This window comes from Actinosynnema sp. NPDC023587 (genome assembly GCF_040640215.1).
In the GTDB taxonomy this organism is placed as follows: domain Bacteria; phylum Actinomycetota; class Actinomycetes; order Mycobacteriales; family Pseudonocardiaceae; genus Actinosynnema.
Map to the genome: position 1 here is coordinate 167,361 of NZ_JBFABG010000005.1, position 15,688 is coordinate 183,048.

Below are 15,688 nucleotides of genomic sequence, written 5' to 3' on the forward strand. Positions count from 1 at the left end.
GGCCGCACCCGGCCCACGTCGTGAAGGCCGCCGCACTGCTCGCCGCCGCCGGTCTCGCGCTGGTCGGCGCGGCCGTGCCCGCGTCCCCCGCCCGAGCGGCCGACTGCCCGGGGGTGACCGTGGTCGTGGACTTCGGCGCGCTCGGCGGCGGGGTGCGCACCGGCTGCGCCGCCGGCGACCCGGCCAGCGGGCTCGCGGCGCTCGGCGCGGCCGGGTTCGGCTACCGGTCGGCGAGCCGGTCCGCCGGGTTCGTCTGCCGGATCGACGACCTGCCGGCGTCCGACCCGTGCGTGAACGCCGCTCCCACCAACGCCTACTGGTCGTACTGGCACGCCCAGCCGGGCGGGTCCTGGGTGTACAGCGCCGCCGGTGCCGGCGGTCGCGACCCCGCGCCCGGCAGCGTCGAGGGCTGGGCGTTCGGCGCGGGCGGGCGACCCGGCACCGCGCCGCCCGCACCGGTCCGACCCGAACCGCCCGCGCCACCGCCGGACCCGCGCCCGGCCCAGCCCGGCACGCCCGTCCCCCCGGGTCGACCCGCGCCGACCGGGCAACCCGGGCAGCCCGCCGCGACCACGACCGGCGGACCCGTCACGACCGACGCGGCCACGCCGACCAGCACCGCCGGCAGCACGACGGCGTCCGCGCCCACGTCCTCGTCCGCGCCCTCCGCACCGGTGTCCCCGTCCGCAGACGCGCCCACGACGGCCGCCACCACGCCGGTCGCCGAGCGGACCCCGACCTCGGGCGGCACCGCCGGGCTCGTCATCGGCGTCGCGGTGATCGCCGTGCTCGCCGCCCTCGGCCTGTGGACGGCCCGCCGCCGCGCTGCCGGGTGAAGGTCGCCGGGGGAAGGTCACCGGGTGAGGGCGGGCGCGCGGTGACGGCGGGACGGGCACCCCACCCCGGCGCGTGGTGGCTGTGGGCGCTGGCGCTCGCGGTCGTCGCGGGCCGCACCACCAACCCGGTCCTGCTGGGCCTGGTGATCACCGTGGCCGGGCTGGTCGCGGTCACCTGCCGCGACGACACCCCGTGGGCGAACTCCTACGGCGTGTTCCTCAAGTTCGGGCTCGTCGTGATCGGCATCCGGGTGCTGTTCCACGTGCTGCTCGGCGGGGTCGGCGGGCCGACCACCCTGATCACGCTGCCCGAGGTGCCGTTGCCCGGCTGGGCGCGCGGCATCCGGCTCGGCGGCCCGGTCACCGCCGAGGGCCTGGTGTTCGCGCTGTGCCAGGGCCTCCAGCTCGCGACCCTGCTGTGCTGCGTCGGCGCGGCGAACGCCCTGGCCAACGCCAAGCGGCTGCTCCGGTCCCTGCCCGCCGCGCTCTACGAGGTCAGCGTCGCCGTCGTGGTCGCCATGACCGTCGCGCCGCAGCTCGTCGCGTCCGCCCGCGCCGTGCGGCGGGCCCGCGCCCTGCGCGGCGACGTCCCGCGCGGCGTGCGCGCGGTCAAGGTGCTCATGGCCCCGGTCCTGGAGGACGCCTTCGAGCGGTCGCTGGTGCTCGCCGCCGCCATGGACTCGCGCGGCTACGGCCGCCACGCCGGCCTGCCCGCGCCCGCCCGGTTCCTCACCGGCGCGCTCGTCCTCGGCGGGCTCGTCGGGCTGTGCGTCGGCGCGTACGGACTGCTCGACAGCACGGCACCGCCCCTGGTCGGCACGCCGGTGCTGGTCCTCGGCGCGGCCCTCGCGGTCGCCGGGCTGCGGACGGGGTCCCGGCGGGTCCGGCGCAGCCGCTACCGGCCCGACACGTGGGGGCCCCGCGAACTGCTGATCACCGCCTCCGGCGTGGTCGCCACCCTGGCCACCCTGCTCGCCCCGGCCGACCTCGGCGGCACCGCGCTGATCCCGAGCACCGTCCCGCTGGAAGTGCCGACCCTCCCCGCGCTGCCCGCGCTCGGCCTGCTGTGCGCGCTCGCACCCCTGCTGGTCGTCCGACGGAAGAAGCCATGATCCGGTTCGAGAACGTCACCGTCACCTACCCGGACGCGCCCGCACCGGCGCTGGCGGGCGTGGACCTGCACGTGCCCGAGGGCGAGCTGTGCCTGGTGGTCGGCCGCACCGGGGCCGGCAAGTCCACCCTGCTGCGCGCCGTCAACGGCCTGGTCCCGCACTTCACCGGCGGCACCCTCACCGGCCGGGTCCTGGTGGCCGGCCGGGACACCCGGACGAACCCGCCACGTGAGCTCGCCGACGTGGTCGGCCTGGTCTCCCAGGACCCGCAGGCCGGGTTCGTCACCGACTCGGTGGAGGAGGAGCTCGCCTACTCCATGGAGTCCCTCGGCCTGCCCAACCCCGTGATGCGCAAGCGCGTCGAGGAGACCCTGGACCTGCTCGGGCTCGCCGACCTGCGCGACCGCCCCCTGGCCACGCTGTCCGGCGGCCAGCAGCAGCGCGTCGCCGTCGGCGCGGCCCTCACCGCGCACCCGCGCGTGCTGGTGCTCGACGAACCGACCTCGGCGCTCGACCCGGGCGCGGCCGAGGACGTCCTCGCCGCCCTGCACCGCCTCGTCCACGACCTCGGCATGACCGTCCTGATCGCCGAGCACCGCCTGGAGCGCGTCGCCCAGTACGCCGACCGCGTCGTGTGGCTGCCCGACGACGGGCCGCCCGTCGCCGGCGACCCCGGCGCGGTCCTCGCCGACGCCCCCGTCGCCCCGCCCGTCGTCCGGCTCGCGCGGCTCGCCGGCTGGCAGCCCGTCCCGGTGTCCATCCGCGACGCCCGCCGCCGCGCCGCGCCGCTGCGCGACCGGCTCGGCGAACCCACCCCCACGCCCGCCCCCGACCTCGGCCCCGACCTCCTGCACGCCCGCGACCTGCGGGTCCGCTACGGCGGCGTCGACGCGCTGCGCGGCGTCTCCCTGCACGTCCACGCCGGCGAACGCGTCGCGGTGATGGGCCGCAACGGCAGCGGCAAGTCCAGCCTCCTGTGGGCGCTCCAGGGCACCGGCACGCGGTCCGGCGGCACCGTCACCGTCGACGGCAGCGACCCCGCCGGCCGCAAGCCCGCGGCGCGGCGGCGGGCCGTCGGACTCGTCCCGCAACAACCCGCCGACCTGCTCTACCTGCACACCGTCACCGCCGAGTGCGAGCAGGCCGACCGCGAGGCCGAGCGCCCCGCCGGCACCTGCCGCGCCCTGCTCGACCACCTGGCACCCGGTGTGCCCGGCACCCGCCACCCCCGCGACCTGTCCGAGGGCCAGCGGCTCGCACTCGTCCTGGCGGTCGCCCTCACCCCGGAACCCCGCGTGGTCCTGCTCGACGAGCCGACCCGGGGACTGGACTACCCCGCCAAGACCCGCCTCGCCCAGGCGTTGCGCGACCTCGCCGACGACGGCCACGCCATCGTGCTCGCCACCCACGACGTCGAGTTCGTCGCCGAGTACGCCACCCGCGTCGTCGTCCTCGCGGCCGGCGAGACCGTCGCCGACGGCCCCACCCTCGACGTCGTCACCGCCTCCCCCACGTTCTCCCCGCAGGTCGCGAAGGTGCTGGGCCCGTGGCTCACGGTCGCCGACGTCGCCGCCGCCCTGGCCGGCCGATGACCCCGCCGACCCCCGGGCGGACCACTGGGCGGACCACCGCGCCGATCCGGCTGCGCCCCCGCGCCACCGCCGCCCTGATCGCGTCGGGCGTCCTCGGGGTGGCCGCGTTCGGCTGGCCCCTGCTGGTCGACCCGGACGCCGGCATCGCCCACGGCACCGACGCGCCGTGGACGTTCGCACTGCTGCTGCCCCTCGTGCTGGCCGTGGTGCTGGCCGAGATCAGCGAGGACGGCCTGACCGCCAAGGCCATCGCCGTGCTGGGCGTGCTGTCCGCCCTCGGCGCGGCCATCCGGCCGCTCGGCGCGGGCACCGCCGGCATCGAGACCGTGTTCTTCCTGCTGGTCCTCGGCGGCCGGGTGTTCGGGCCGGGATTCGGCTTCGTGCTGGGCAACACCATGCTGTTCGCGTCCGCGCTGCTCACCGGCGGCATCGGGCCGTGGCTGCCCTACCAGATGCTGGCCGCCGCCTGGGTCGCCCTGGGCGCGGGCCTGCTCCCCCGGCTGACCGGGCGCGCCGAACTCGCCCTGCTGGCCGGCTACGCCGCCGTCGCGTCGCTGGTCTACGGGCTGCTGCTCAACCTGTCGTTCTGGCCGTTCGCGCTGTCCGCCGGCAGCACCGGCCTGTCGTTCCAGCCCGGCGGTCCGATCGCGGACAACCTCGTCCGGCTCGTCGCGTTCAGCCTCGCCACCTCGTTGGGCTGGGACATCGGCCGCGCCATCACCACCACGGTCCTGGTGGTGGTCACCGGCCCCGTCCTGCTCCGCACCCTGCGCCGGGCGGCCCGCAAGGCCGCGTTCGACACCGCCTGAACCGCGTCCCGGGGGCCGGGCCGGTCAACCGACGACGAACGGCAGCTTCGCGGCGAGCTCACCCAGCGCGGCGGTCTCCGCGCCGGTCGGCGGACGGCGTCCGGTGCCGACCAGCAGCGCCTCCCGATCCGAGAACGAGCCCGGGAACACGACCCCGGCGACCTCCTCCAACGACCCGCGCGCCGCCGCGAGCGCCTCCACCGGCGGTCCGGCGGGCGAGGGCAGGTGCGCCACCAGGTCGAGGTGGTGCACCGTCCATTCGAGCACGTACGCCGACAGGTAGTCCCCCACCGTGAGCACCACGTCCCGGGTGCCGACGCGAACCGCCGGATCGGCGAGCACGGCCGCGCGTCCCGCCGCCGCGCCGACGTCGGCCAGGTGGGACTTCAGCAGCCCCGGATCGCCGTAGGCCGCCGCCAGCCGGGGGATCAACGCGTCCAGCGGGTCCTCGCCGGTCGGCGGGTCCACCAGGTTCCAGTAGGTGACCGCGTCCACCGTCGGCTCGGCGTCGACGGGCGTGACCAACGTGATCAGCACGTCCTGGGCGTCGACCACCAGGTGGCACACCAGGTCCCGGACGAGCCGGCCGGCGCAGCCGGAGGGGCGGTCGAAGTCCTCGTCCGGGGTGGCCGCCACCGCCGCGAGCAACGCCGTCCACGAGCGCGAGAAGAGGTCCACCCCGGCACGGTATTGCCGGGGTGGCCGGCGGACAACCGCAGGCACGACGGCCCCGGTTGGGCAGCACCGGTTCGAGCAGCACCGGTTCGAGCAGCACCGGTTGGGGCGGCACCGGTCAGGGCGGGGGCAGGTACGAGGCCACTTCCGCCAGCGCGTCCAACGTCTCCGCGTCCACCGAGCCCCCGATCCGCTCGGCCTCCGCGATCACGACCGTGTTCCCGTCCCGGTCCGACCCGTAGTTCAGGCCGCTGAACGACACGTCGGCCAACCCCAGCAGCGCGCCGCCCAACGGCGTCACGTCACCACTGCCGTGCCGGTCGATCAACGACTTGAAGTCCGCCGCGTCCCCGCGCGCCGCGAACCCCACCCACACCACCGACACCACCGCCGAGTTCCCGGCACCGTCCCCCACCGCGAACAACACCCGGTCCAGCGACGCGCACCGCGTTCCCTGGAAGAACTCCCGCACCCGCCCGAACGACGACACCACGCACTCGGCCTGCTGCTCGGCCGTCTGCCGCAGTCCCCGCATCCCCATCCGCTGCCACGCGCCCTCGGTGTCCCCCTTGCGCGCCGCCTGCTGCCCCTCCGCCTTCCGCGCCGACACGCCGCGCGCGCCCGCGCCACCCGCTCCCCCGGCACCACCACCGGTCACGCCCACCCCACCGGCACCGACCGCGCCCAACGCGACCAGGCCGGCCACCACCACCGCGCCCCCTCCACCTCGACCTTTGTCACTGCCGCCACCCGCGCCACCGATCCGCCGCCCGTCCGAACCCGGCATCGCACCCCCTCCTCCGAGAGCACAGGTCTAGCAACCGGAGCAGCCGCCGTCACCGCAAACAGCGGAATCGGCGAAATCGATCGGACGTCGCCGCGCGGCACCGCCCCACCCGACCACCCTGCCGACGAGCGGTCATTCCGGTGGTCGCGAACCGTTCACGCGGGTGTCGGCGAGGTGCGCCGGGGCTGCCGACGCCGGGCCAGCACCAGCAACCCCAGCCCCAGCGCCGACAGCACGAACCCGATCACGTACGCACTCCGGTACCCCAGCACCTGCGAGAGCGCCAGCAGCGGGCCCGCCATCATCGCGCTGGCCTTCGCCGTGTTCGTGAACATCGTCGTGGCGTACCCCGGCCGATCCGGCACCAGGTCCTGGAAGTACGAGATGCCCACGCCCATTACCGCCGAGATCACGATCGCGTGCAACGCCTGCGCCGCCGCCACCTGCCACGTCGCCGTCGTCAGCACCATCACCCCGTAGTAGGCCAGCGCCACCACACCGCCGGCCAACACCAACCGCCGGTAGTCGACGCGCATCGCCAACGCCCCGAACCCCAGCATCAACGGGATCTCCAACGCCGCGCACAACCCCAGCACCAGCCCCGCGTCCGCCGTCGTCCCGTGCAGCACGTCCGTCAGGTACAACGGCATCGCGTACACCCCCACCGACGTCGCGCCCTGCAACAACACGAACGCCGCCGCCGCGAAGAGGACCTCCCGGCGCACCCCCGGACCGGACGACGCCGGGGCCACCGGCGCGCCGCCGCCCAGCTCCGGCAACGTCAACCCGGTCACCAGCGCCGCCGCCAGGTACACCCCCGCCGCCGCCGCGAACAGCCCGGAGAACCCCCGGGCGTCGATCAGCAGCGCCGCCACCGGCGGACCCGCGACCCACGACACCGAGACCATCGTCCGGACCGCGCTGATCGCCAGCGGCGCGCGCACCGACCCCGACCGCTCCAACGACTGCCGCGCGTAGGCGAACGTCTGCGGCATCAGGCACGACGCCACCGCCGACAACGACAGCGCCACCACCAGCAGCAGCCAGTAGTTCCGCACCACCGCGAACAGCCCGAACGACGCCGCGCCGGCCAGCGACGCCCAGACGATCAGGTCGCGCCGCACCGCCCGCGCGTCCGACCACCTGCCGATCACGGTGCTCACCGCCAACGCCGCCAACGACGTCGTGAGCAGGAACGCGCCCACCGCGAACGGAGCCGCGCCCAGCTCCTTGATCAGGAACAGCGACAGGAACGGCCCGGCCAACGCGTACCCGACGCCGGTCAGCAGGCTGACCGACAGCAGGGGCAGGAACGACCGGGAGCCGGGCGGGACGGCGGTTTCGGACACAGCGACCACCCCGCCATCCTGCGCACCCGGGCGCACCGGGACGAAATCGATTCCCGGGGACTGGACGGTGAGAGCGATCACAAGGCCCGACCCGGCGGCCGTTTGGCCGCTCGCCCGGTCGGGTACCGCACCCCCGTGAACCCCCGACCCACCGATCCGGAGAGCGAAGTCGACCCAGCGGAGGTCGAGTCCAAGCTCCGCCTGGCCGTGGCCCGCCTGCGCGAGCGGCTCACCGCCGCGCGCAACCTCGTCCACTTCGAGGCGCTGCGCAGAGCTCCCGGCACGCGCCTGGCGCACCCGCCCGCCGGTCACGACAACCACAACGGCGGTCGCACCGCCGGCCGGGGCCATACCCGGTACGGCCGACCCACCGAAGCCTGACCGCCGAACCCGCTCTATTTATTCCACACTGAAATCATTAAGGGAATAAAATCAGCTACACCGCGCGGGCCACCAGCACCGCCATGTCCAGCGGCAGGGGCCGGCTCTCCACGAGCTCGAACCCGCCGGCGCACAGCAGGTCCCGGTACTCCCCCAGCGTCCGCTCGCGCCCGTGCACGTTGTTCACCATCATGTGCACGTCCCACGCCAGCGGTAACACTTCCAGGCGCGATTCCGGGATCGGCCGCTCCACCACCACCAGCGTCGAACCCGGTGCGGCGGCCGACCGGATGTTGGCCAGGATTGCCGCGCACCTCTCGTCGTCCCAGTCGTGCAGGATTCGCGACAGCAGGTAGACCGCCCCGCCCGCCGGCACCGGGTCGACGAAGAAGTCCCCCGCCACCAACCCGACCCGCTCGCCGCAGCCGTGGCCCGCGAGGACCGCCCGCGCCGAGTCCATCACGTGCGGCCGGTCGAACAGCACGCCGCGCAGCCCCGGGCGCTCCTGGAGCACGAACCCCAGCAGGTGGCCGTCCCCGCCCGCCACGTCCACCACCACGCCCTCGGCGGGCAGGTCCAGCACCCCCGGCACGATCCGGAGGAAGCTCGTGGCGGCGGCCATCGCGCTCTCGAACAGCCGCGCGTCCGCCGGGTTCGCCGCGAAGTGGTCGAACGGGTCCGCGCCGAAGACGTGCGTGAACGCCGACCCGCCGGTCCGCACGGTGTGCTCCAGGGCGCTGAACGAGCGGTAGAACATCCCGCCGTACAGCCGCGCCAGGTCGCGCTGCGACCCGTCCACGTCCCCGCGCAGCACCTCGCCCAGCGGGGTCAGCGACCAGGAGTCGCCGCGCACGCCGAACACACCCAGCGAAGCCAGGAACCGCAGCAGCCGCCGCAGGTTGTCCGGCACCGTCCCGGTCCCCGCCGCGAGTTCGGCGGTCGTGCGCGGCCCGTCGGCCAGCAGGTCCGCCACACCCAGCTCGGCGGCCACCGCCAGCGACCGGGTCCGCCACGCGCCGCTCATCAGGTGCAGCATGTCCCGCTCGGCCTGGTCGGGCCGGCCGAGGTGGCGCACCAGCAGGGGGTCCCGCCGTCCCGGCGCGATCAGCTCCATCCGGCGCTCGCCGCGGAAGTGCAGCACGGTCACGTCCTCGTGCTTGTCGTACCCGCCGCCGTCCGCGACCAGACCCGCGTCGAGCAACGTCCCGCACACGCCGCGCAGCACCACGTCGTCGTCGCCGATCGCCCGGAACGCCAGGTGCGCCCCGCCCTCCCGGCCCGACAGCTCCTCGACGTCGCCGCACAGCACGGAGAGCTCCAGTTCGCGCGTCCCGCCTCCGACCTCGCCGCGCACGACGCGCACGTCCAGGTCGTCGCGGCCCAGCTCCCGCGCCAACCGGCCGCGCACCACGGCGTTCGGCGACGACTCGCGCGGCACCACGCCCAGCGCCACCAGGTCCGCCACCACGGCGTCGGCCGACGGCGCGGCCACGAGTAACGCGCCGTGCGCGAACTCCAGGTGCCGGGCCAGGTCCGTGCCCGGCAGCACGGCGTCCAGCGCCTCGGCGGTCGGCGTGTCGCGGACGAACTCCACGGTCTCCGCGATCCGCCGGACGTCCCGCTCCGCCAACCTGAAACGCACCGCACTGTCCAATGTGGACATAGTCGTCCCTCCCCAGCGATGGCCGGGTCCCCGCCCGTGGTGGGGACCCGTGGTCGAACCCCGGTCCGGGGTCAGCGCGCGACGGCGTCGGAGGCCGTCGTCGGCCGGTTCCCGCGCTCCACGTCGCACCAGCGCAGCAGGCCCGCGATGCGCGGTTGCCCGTCGTGCCGCCACCGCATCCCGGCGCGGCCCATGGTGCCCGGTTCGGCCAGCCGGCTCGCGCCGAGCCGGGCCAGTTCCCCCGCCGCACGCCGGAACTCCGCGCCCGCCACGCCCCAACCGACGTTCTGGAGGTGCCGCGCGTACGGGCGCATCGCGTCCACCGCGGCGGTCACGTCGGGCACCGCGACGATCCGCGCGACGCGGTTGCCCGCGCCGCTGAGCGGGAGCAGCGCGTCGTCGAGCACGACCGTCCACTCCAGACCGTCCGAGGCCCACACCCCACCGGTGGGCGAGCTGGCCGCCCGCCACTCGGCGACGAGCCTGCGGTGTTGCAGCACGGTCGCGTCGTGGTCGCCGACCGCGCCGGGCGGGCAGTCCCCGGCGGCGGCGCGCATCGCGTGCGCGACGTGCTCCGCGACAACGCGGGCGTGCTCGGCGACGACCAGGTAGACCTGCGGGGACAGGCAGGCGTGCTGGTCGAAGTCGCTGCAATCCGCCGCGATCCGGCGGGCCACCTCGACGGGACCGTGCAACCGGAAGTACTCGTCGTCGATCACGCCGAAGGACAGCTTGTGGCCGTGCTCCTCGTAGACCTGGTGCGGTGCGACCCTGCTCCGGATCGCCGCGCACGCCTGGTCGCTGCCGTAGGCGACCACGGCGTCGGCCTGCTCCAGCGCGGCGGACAGCGCGGTGTCGTCGTCCCGGTCCCAGTAGGTCGCCACCACCGCGTCGGCGAGCAGCGGCTCCACCTCGTGCAGGGTGCGCAGGAACGCGGCCGTGAAGTTCGGTTCCCGGGCCGGGACCTTCGCGATCACCGCGGCCTTCACCAGCAGCGCCCGCACCAGGGACCGGGCGGGCAGGCCGGGGACGTTGCCGGAGAACACCGCCAGCACCACGCGGGGACCGATCGCGGTGGTGCCGCCGCAGAAGCCGTCGAGCACCTCGGGGTCGCCCAGCTCCCGCCGCAGGGCGGCGAACAGCGACGGCGCGCGCAGCGCGCCCAGCTCGGCGTCCAGCGCGCGGTCCACGGTCTCGGCGGACATGCCGGTCACCGCCGCCACGGCCACCGCCGCCGCGCGGCGCTCCGGGAAGTCGCGGTCGGCCCAGCGCCGCGCGGCCACGTCGACGGCGGCGACGATCCGGCGCACCGGCAGCTCGCGCAGCCGTTCGTGGGCCCGGCGCAGGTCGTCGCCGGTCGCCGCCCAGTCGACCGGGCGCAGGCCGGACCACGCGTGCGGCCCGGAGGTCAGGGTGAACGGCTCGGTCGCGCCGGTGACGTGCGCGGGAATCCAGGACACGCTCATCGGTCAGCGGCCTCCGGTCATCTCGTCCAGGGACAGCGAGCAGCCCCGGCTGGTGCTGCCCGAGATCCGCCCGGCGATCGCCACGCCGTCCGCCGTGGCGATGCCGACGTCGCCGGTGAGCAGCACGTGCGGGCGGTCGAGCAGGGACAGGTCGGTGATCTCCAGCAGGCCGGGCCCCGCCGCGAGGAACTCCCGGGTGCGCGGGTCGCGCACCCGGGGCCCGCCGCACAGCCGCCACGGCTTGGGGCGCTCGCCGAGCGGTCCCACCGGGACGTCCGCCGCGTCGTAGTGCTGGTTGGCCAGCTCGGTCATGCCGAAGATGTTGCCGAAGCGCTCGATGCCGAACACCCGGCGGACGGCGGTGCGCAGGTCGTCCACGCGCATCACGCGGGACCTGCCCTTGAACCCGCCGCCGTCGTACATGCGCGACCCGGGCGGCAGCTCCCAGCGCCTGCCCTCCGCCGCCAGCCGGTCGCAGATGTTGACGAAGGCGAAGCTCGCGCCGATCAGCACCACGGGCAGCCCCTCGACCACCGCCGCGTCGAGGGTCCGGGCCAGCAGCGGGTAGTCCACACCGGATTCGCCGATCACCGACGTGCTGAGCGCCGGGTCGCCGCACTCCTCCTGGATGCGGGCCATGTCGAACGCGATGGCCATGTCCGGCGCGGCCCGCTCGGTCGGCGCGAACCGGACGACCACCGGTCTGACCTCGTCGGGGATCAGGTCCCGGCGGGCGTGGGCCGTCACCGCCAACCCCTTGAGCACCAGGCCGAGCCGCGAGTAGCGGACCGCGCCGCGCACGGACCCGGTCGTCCCGCTGGTGCGGAACACCCGGACGGCGGGCTCGTCGGGGAACAGGTGCGGTCCCCCGTCCTTGTAGGCGGTGTCCGGCACGCCCACCCCGGTCCCGACCTGCTTCCAGTACCGCGCCACGTCCGGCGCGTTCGCCACGGCCAGTTCGGTGAGCTGCTCGTGGATCGCGGCCGGGTCGCCGGCCTGGTCGGTGATCAGGGCCGCCATCCGCTCGAAGAGCCGGGCCACGTGCGGGTCGTCGTGCGCGACGGTCATCGACTGCCTCCAGGGGTGGTCGAGAACGTCCCCGACGGAGGGAGAAGTCGGGGAGATGTGGTGCACATCCCCAGTGGTGCGCGGTAACGCACCACTGGTGTCCGTCCCGGCCGGGCAGCGACGTCGGCACGCTAGCAACGGGTGGTCTCGACCACCAAGGAACTTCCCCTGAACGCACTACCCCGGAAATTGCGGTCACGAAGGGTAGCGAAGGCGTCTCACATCGTCACGCAGAGCAAGGCACTGCGCCGGGTGCCCGCCCGGCGCTACGACAGTCGCCGGGGACCCCGGCGGCGGGTCCCCGGCCGTCCCAGGTCAGGCCGGGACGCTCGTGATGACGGCGAACTTGGCGCTGTGCTGGTCGGCCAGCCACGCGAGGCGGCCCACGCCCTCGAAGTCGACCGGCGGCAGCACGACCGTGCCGCCGAGCTCCTCGGTCTTCGCCGCCGCCGCGTCGACGTCGGTGACCTCGAAGTACGGCAGCCAGTGCGGCGGGTGCCCCTCCGGCACCTCGGCGACGCCGGCGATCTCGCTGTTCGCGCCGCCGTCCGCCGGGGTGAACAGGGTGTACTGGCCACCCGCGACCGGGGTGTCGGTGGCGGTCCAGCCGAAGACGTCGCGGTAGAACGCCCGCGCCGCCTCGATGTCCGGGCTCTGCAACTCCAGCCAGCTCACCGAGCCGGGCTCGGTGACCAGGTCCAGGCCGTCGACGTCACCGGGCTGCCAGATCGCGAACCCGGCGTCGCCGGGGTCGCTGAGCTGCGCGGTCCGGCCGTTGGTGAACACGTCGAACGGGTCCACCCGCACCTTGCCGCCCGCCTCGACCACGGCTTTCGCGGTGGCGTCGGCGTCACGGGTGTGGAAGTACACGGTCCACGCCGCGTTCGCGTCGCCGTCGGTCAGCGGGCCGATCGCGGCGACGGTCCTGCCGCCCTGCCGGAAGAAGCCGTAGCCGCCGGCGTCCGGGCCCAGGGACTGGAATTCCCAGCCGAAAACCCCGGTGTAGAACGACACCGTCCGGTCGACGTCGGGGCTGCCGAGGTCGATCCAGTTGGGCACGCCGGGGGTGTAGTTGGTGGTAAGCAAGATTCACCTTCTCTGCGAGAGGTTCCAGGCCGGCCCCACGGTAGTGCCGCGCGGCCCGGAGGACACCCGGCAACCGGCCGATGTGGACGCCGATGCGACCGCGCCCCGCTCGGCCGACCACCGGCCCCCGTCGTGCCGCGCTCCGCGAGCCGAATTCGGCGCGACTCCGGAGCGCTGACGGCCGGGCGGTGCCGAATCCGGCCGACCACCGGTCGTCGCGTCCACTGTGGACACCGCGTGACCCGGCGGAAAGCGGCGCGCCGGCGTGCGGGCAGCGCCGCGCCCTCCCGTGGCACGGGTCTGCCCGATCGGACGCGACCACGCGCCGGCAGCCGGACACCGGTGGGCGGACCGCCCCCACCTCGTCTGCGGGTTCGCCGTCCGGTCCGATGAACAGCGCACCCGCGTGGCCGACTTCGCCGGGGCTCCGCGCACTACTCCGTCGGGGTGGTCTCCGGTGATCACGTCGAACATGAGCAACAACCATGATAACCACATGCTGAACCCATGAATAATTCATAAGCGGCTTTCTCGCCGAGGTCCGCCGCCGGCACTCCCGACTGCCCGGTTCACGGACAGTGACAGGTGGGCCGAATCCACTCGGCATTCGCCGGACCCGGCAAGTGACCGCAGCGCTGGGCGAATGACCCCGTGCAGGGCAGACCGTGTGGGAGCGCTACCAATGCGGACCGTGGCAATCGCCCCGACCGCCCTTATCAGACCCCGGTGGTGAATAGCGGGGTGTTTCGTCCGCATTATTGCGGCCCCCGGCGAACGTCCGACCATTCCAACCGTAACGATGTCACCGGTCGGGCTAACGAAGCGCCATAGACCGCGATATCCGCGCTGTGGGGACCGATTCCACGCCGGCAGTACGAGTAGGCCCCCATGCCCCCCGGATGCAACCACCAGCCACCTGGAGTGCCGGAATGAACAGCCGAGTGGTCGAACTCGAAACCGTCCTGGCCCGGTCCGCACCGGATCGCCGGGAGGCGCGCCACCTGGCGGTCGAGCTCGCGGACACTCTCGACGCCATCACCGCCCGCCGCCACGTCGACCGGCTGCTGCGCTGCGTGGCCGCACTGGCCCGGATCGGCTCCGCCGACGCCGGCGAGGAACTGCTCGACGCGATGCTCGACCTGGTCGACCCGGGCAGCGACGAGGCCGCCAAGGTGCGCGACCAGCGGGCGCTGGTCGCCGTCGCGCGCGGCCGGTCCGACCTGGTCGGGCAGCACATCACCGGGCCGTGGACCGGCGGTGCCGCCCCCATGACCGGCGGCACGGCCGGCCGGCACGTCCGCCCCGAGGCCGGCAAGTGGTCCGGCGAGCCCGTCGCCGCGCCGCTGGCCGCCGCGATCGGCGTCGGCGTCGCGCGCGCCCACGCGGAGCGGCGGCCCACGGCGGTGGGCGAGCACGTCGCCGCCTCGCCGGACCTGCTCGCCGACCTCGGCGACGACCCGGACACCCTCGAAGACGACCTCCGCCGCACCACCGCCACCCTCGGCGCGGACCACCCGCAGACCCTGACCGTGCTGATCAACCTCCGCTCCGCGCGCTTCCAGATCGCCCGCGACCAGGGCGGGGCCGACCGCGTCGGCGAGACGCTGGCCGACCTGCGCGAGGCCACCGACCGGACGGTCTCCGCGCTCGGCCCGCACCACCCCCAATCCCTCGTCGCCCGCGCCAACCTGGCGTCCGCCGAGTTCGAGCTGGCCCGCGTGCGGCGGTCGGCGGCGCAAGCGCAGCTCGTGCTGCCCAGCCTGCGCGGCGCGGCCGACCTCGCGGTCGCCAAGCTCGGCCCGGACCACCCCAACGCCCTGGTCGCCCAGTCGAACCTGGCCGCCGCCGAGCTGGAGGTCGCCCGGGTCGAGGGCGCGCCGGCCCAGGCCCGGCGCGCCCTCGACACCGTGCGCACCGCCGCCGGCCGCGCCTTCGCGATCCACGGCAACTCCCACCCGGCGGCCCGGCTGCTGGCCCGCCAGTTGCGGGCGTGCGAGGCGCAGGCCGGCGAGTTCGGCGCGCGGCGCGCGCTGGAGGACGTGCACGTGCCGGTCGAGGAGGCCGCGCGGCTGCTCGCCCGGTCCAAGCCCGCGATCCCGCTGACCCGGGGTGCGGTGCCCCGCCAGCACCCGAACCGATTGGTCACGCCCGGCCCGCAGCTCGCCACCGACCCGCAGTGGCCCGACCACAGCCTGCTCGGCCGGCTGCGCGACCACACCCGCCAGGAGCTGCTCACCGTCGGCACGGTGGTGCGCTACGCCGCCGACCGGGAGCTGATCGAGCAGGACGCGCGCGACACGCACGCGTTCCTGCTGCTCGACGGGGTGGTGAAGGTCCAGGTCACCGACGAGGCCGGGGACACCGCCGTGCTGGCCATCCGGGTCGCGGGCGACCTGGTCGGCGAGATGGCGGCGCTGGACCACAAGCCGCGCTCGGCGACCGTCGTGACCTGCGGCGACGTCGTGGCGAAGCTGATCACCAGCGCCGAGCTGACGGCGTTCCTGCACCGCCGCAACGACATGTTCGTCGAGCTGATCAGCGTGATCGACGACCAGCTCCGGTGGGCCAACAAGCGCCGCCGGGACTTCCTGTCGCACACCGCCGCCGAGCGCGTCGCGCGGGTGCTCACCGAACTGGTCGGCTCCTACGGGCGGGAGGAGCGCGGCGGGTGGACCCTGGGCATCCCGCTGACCAAGGTCGAACTGGCCTCGATGGCCGGGATGAAGCCGCGCACCGCCGAGAAGGCGTTCAGCGACCTGCGCAAGGCCGGCGTGGTGGTCAGCCACTACCGGCGGGACGTGCTGGTGCCGGACCTCGACCAACTGCGGAGGTTCGCCCGGCTCACGTGACCTGATCCCCACCGG

Annotated in this window: 13 protein-coding genes; 6 read left to right on the forward strand and 7 right to left on the reverse strand. The window is 74.9% G+C overall.

What is annotated here, in order from left to right:
- The first annotated feature begins 20 nt into the window (after positions 1 to 20).
- From AB0G01_RS16490 to AB0G01_RS16505, 4 genes are read left to right on the forward strand one after another with little or no spacing between them, the layout of a single operon-like run.
- Positions 21 to 836 carry a hypothetical protein gene (locus AB0G01_RS16490; RefSeq protein WP_360945807.1) on the forward strand — a complete coding sequence of 272 codons (816 nt, stop codon included), beginning with the start codon at positions 21 to 23 and terminating at the stop codon, positions 834 to 836.
- A 41-nt stretch (positions 837 to 877) separates the two neighbouring features.
- Positions 878 to 1,948 (forward strand): CbiQ family ECF transporter T component, encoded by a 1,071-nt coding sequence (locus tag AB0G01_RS16495; protein ID WP_360945810.1) that lies wholly within the window; start codon positions 878 to 880, stop codon positions 1,946 to 1,948.
- Entirely contained in the window at positions 1,945 to 3,540 is a 1,596-nt protein-coding gene (locus AB0G01_RS16500; protein WP_360945813.1) for an ATP-binding cassette domain-containing protein, read from the forward strand. Before AB0G01_RS16495 ends, AB0G01_RS16500 begins: the two co-directional genes overlap by 4 nt.
- Positions 3,537 to 4,349, forward strand: coding sequence for an ECF transporter S component (locus AB0G01_RS16505; RefSeq protein WP_360945816.1), 813 nt, complete (start codon positions 3,537 to 3,539; stop codon positions 4,347 to 4,349). The genes AB0G01_RS16500 and AB0G01_RS16505 overlap by 4 nt, the downstream gene beginning before the upstream one ends.
- A 24-nt stretch (positions 4,350 to 4,373) precedes the next feature.
- Here the strand turns inward: AB0G01_RS16505 and AB0G01_RS16510 are convergent, their stop codons facing one another.
- The 3 genes from AB0G01_RS16510 to AB0G01_RS16520 all read right to left on the reverse strand — a co-directional run bounded on the left by AB0G01_RS16510 (position 4,374) and on the right by AB0G01_RS16520 (position 7,160).
- Positions 4,374 to 5,027, reverse strand: coding sequence for a maleylpyruvate isomerase N-terminal domain-containing protein (locus AB0G01_RS16510; RefSeq protein ID WP_360945819.1), 654 nt, complete (start codon positions 5,025 to 5,027; stop codon positions 4,374 to 4,376).
- 115 nt (positions 5,028 to 5,142) lie between these two features.
- Entirely contained in the window at positions 5,143 to 5,811 is a 669-nt protein-coding gene (locus AB0G01_RS16515) for a hypothetical protein (protein ID WP_360945822.1), read from the reverse strand.
- Between the two features lie 155 nt (positions 5,812 to 5,966).
- Positions 5,967 to 7,160, reverse strand: coding sequence for a sugar efflux transporter (locus AB0G01_RS16520; RefSeq protein ID WP_360945825.1), 1,194 nt, complete (start codon positions 7,158 to 7,160; stop codon positions 5,967 to 5,969).
- A 135-nt stretch (positions 7,161 to 7,295) separates the two neighbouring features.
- Here AB0G01_RS16520 and AB0G01_RS16525 point away from each other — a divergent pair, with 135 nt between their 5' ends.
- A complete protein-coding gene (locus tag AB0G01_RS16525) occupies positions 7,296 to 7,541 on the forward strand; it encodes a hypothetical protein (RefSeq protein ID WP_360945828.1) in 246 nt (81 codons plus the stop codon).
- A gap of 55 nt (positions 7,542 to 7,596) precedes the next feature.
- Here the strand turns inward: AB0G01_RS16525 and AB0G01_RS16530 are convergent, their stop codons facing one another.
- The 4 genes from AB0G01_RS16530 to AB0G01_RS16545 all read right to left on the reverse strand — a co-directional run bounded on the left by AB0G01_RS16530 (position 7,597) and on the right by AB0G01_RS16545 (position 12,824).
- Positions 7,597 to 9,183, reverse strand: a complete 1,587-nt coding sequence (locus AB0G01_RS16530) for a methyltransferase (RefSeq protein WP_360945831.1) — start codon at positions 9,181 to 9,183, stop codon at positions 7,597 to 7,599.
- Between the two features lie 92 nt (positions 9,184 to 9,275).
- A complete protein-coding gene (locus AB0G01_RS16535) occupies positions 9,276 to 10,670 on the reverse strand; it encodes an acyl-CoA reductase (RefSeq protein ID WP_360945834.1) in 1,395 nt (464 codons plus the stop codon).
- Between the two features lie 3 nt (positions 10,671 to 10,673).
- Positions 10,674 to 11,738 (reverse strand): acyl-CoA reductase, encoded by a 1,065-nt coding sequence (locus AB0G01_RS16540; RefSeq protein ID WP_360945837.1) that lies wholly within the window; start codon positions 11,736 to 11,738, stop codon positions 10,674 to 10,676.
- A 315-nt stretch (positions 11,739 to 12,053) separates the two neighbouring features.
- On the reverse strand, positions 12,054 to 12,824 hold the full coding sequence (locus tag AB0G01_RS16545) for a VOC family protein (protein WP_360945840.1): 771 nt from the start codon (positions 12,822 to 12,824) through the stop codon (positions 12,054 to 12,056).
- A gap of 929 nt (positions 12,825 to 13,753) precedes the next feature.
- Between AB0G01_RS16545 and AB0G01_RS16550 the strand changes: the two genes are divergently transcribed.
- A complete protein-coding gene (locus AB0G01_RS16550; protein ID WP_360945843.1) occupies positions 13,754 to 15,673 on the forward strand; it encodes a Crp/Fnr family transcriptional regulator in 1,920 nt (639 codons plus the stop codon).
- Positions 15,674 to 15,688: the final 15 nt, after the last annotated feature.

Coding starts and splice junctions, on each gene's coding strand:
- AB0G01_RS16500 (WP_360945813.1), top strand. CDS start 1,945: ATGATCCGGTTCGAGAACGTCACCGTCACCTACCCGGACGCGCCCGCA.
- AB0G01_RS16505 (WP_360945816.1), top strand. CDS start 3,537: ATGACCCCGCCGACCCCCGGGCGGACCACTGGGCGGACCACCGCGCCG.
- AB0G01_RS16515 (WP_360945822.1), bottom strand. CDS start 5,811: ATGCCGGGTTCGGACGGGCGGCGGATCGGTGGCGCGGGTGGCGGCAGT.
- AB0G01_RS16535 (WP_360945834.1), bottom strand. CDS start 10,670: ATGAGCGTGTCCTGGATTCCCGCGCACGTCACCGGCGCGACCGAGCCG.
- AB0G01_RS16540 (WP_360945837.1), bottom strand. CDS start 11,738: ATGACCGTCGCGCACGACGACCCGCACGTGGCCCGGCTCTTCGAGCGG.
- AB0G01_RS16550 (WP_360945843.1), top strand. CDS start 13,754: ATGAACAGCCGAGTGGTCGAACTCGAAACCGTCCTGGCCCGGTCCGCA.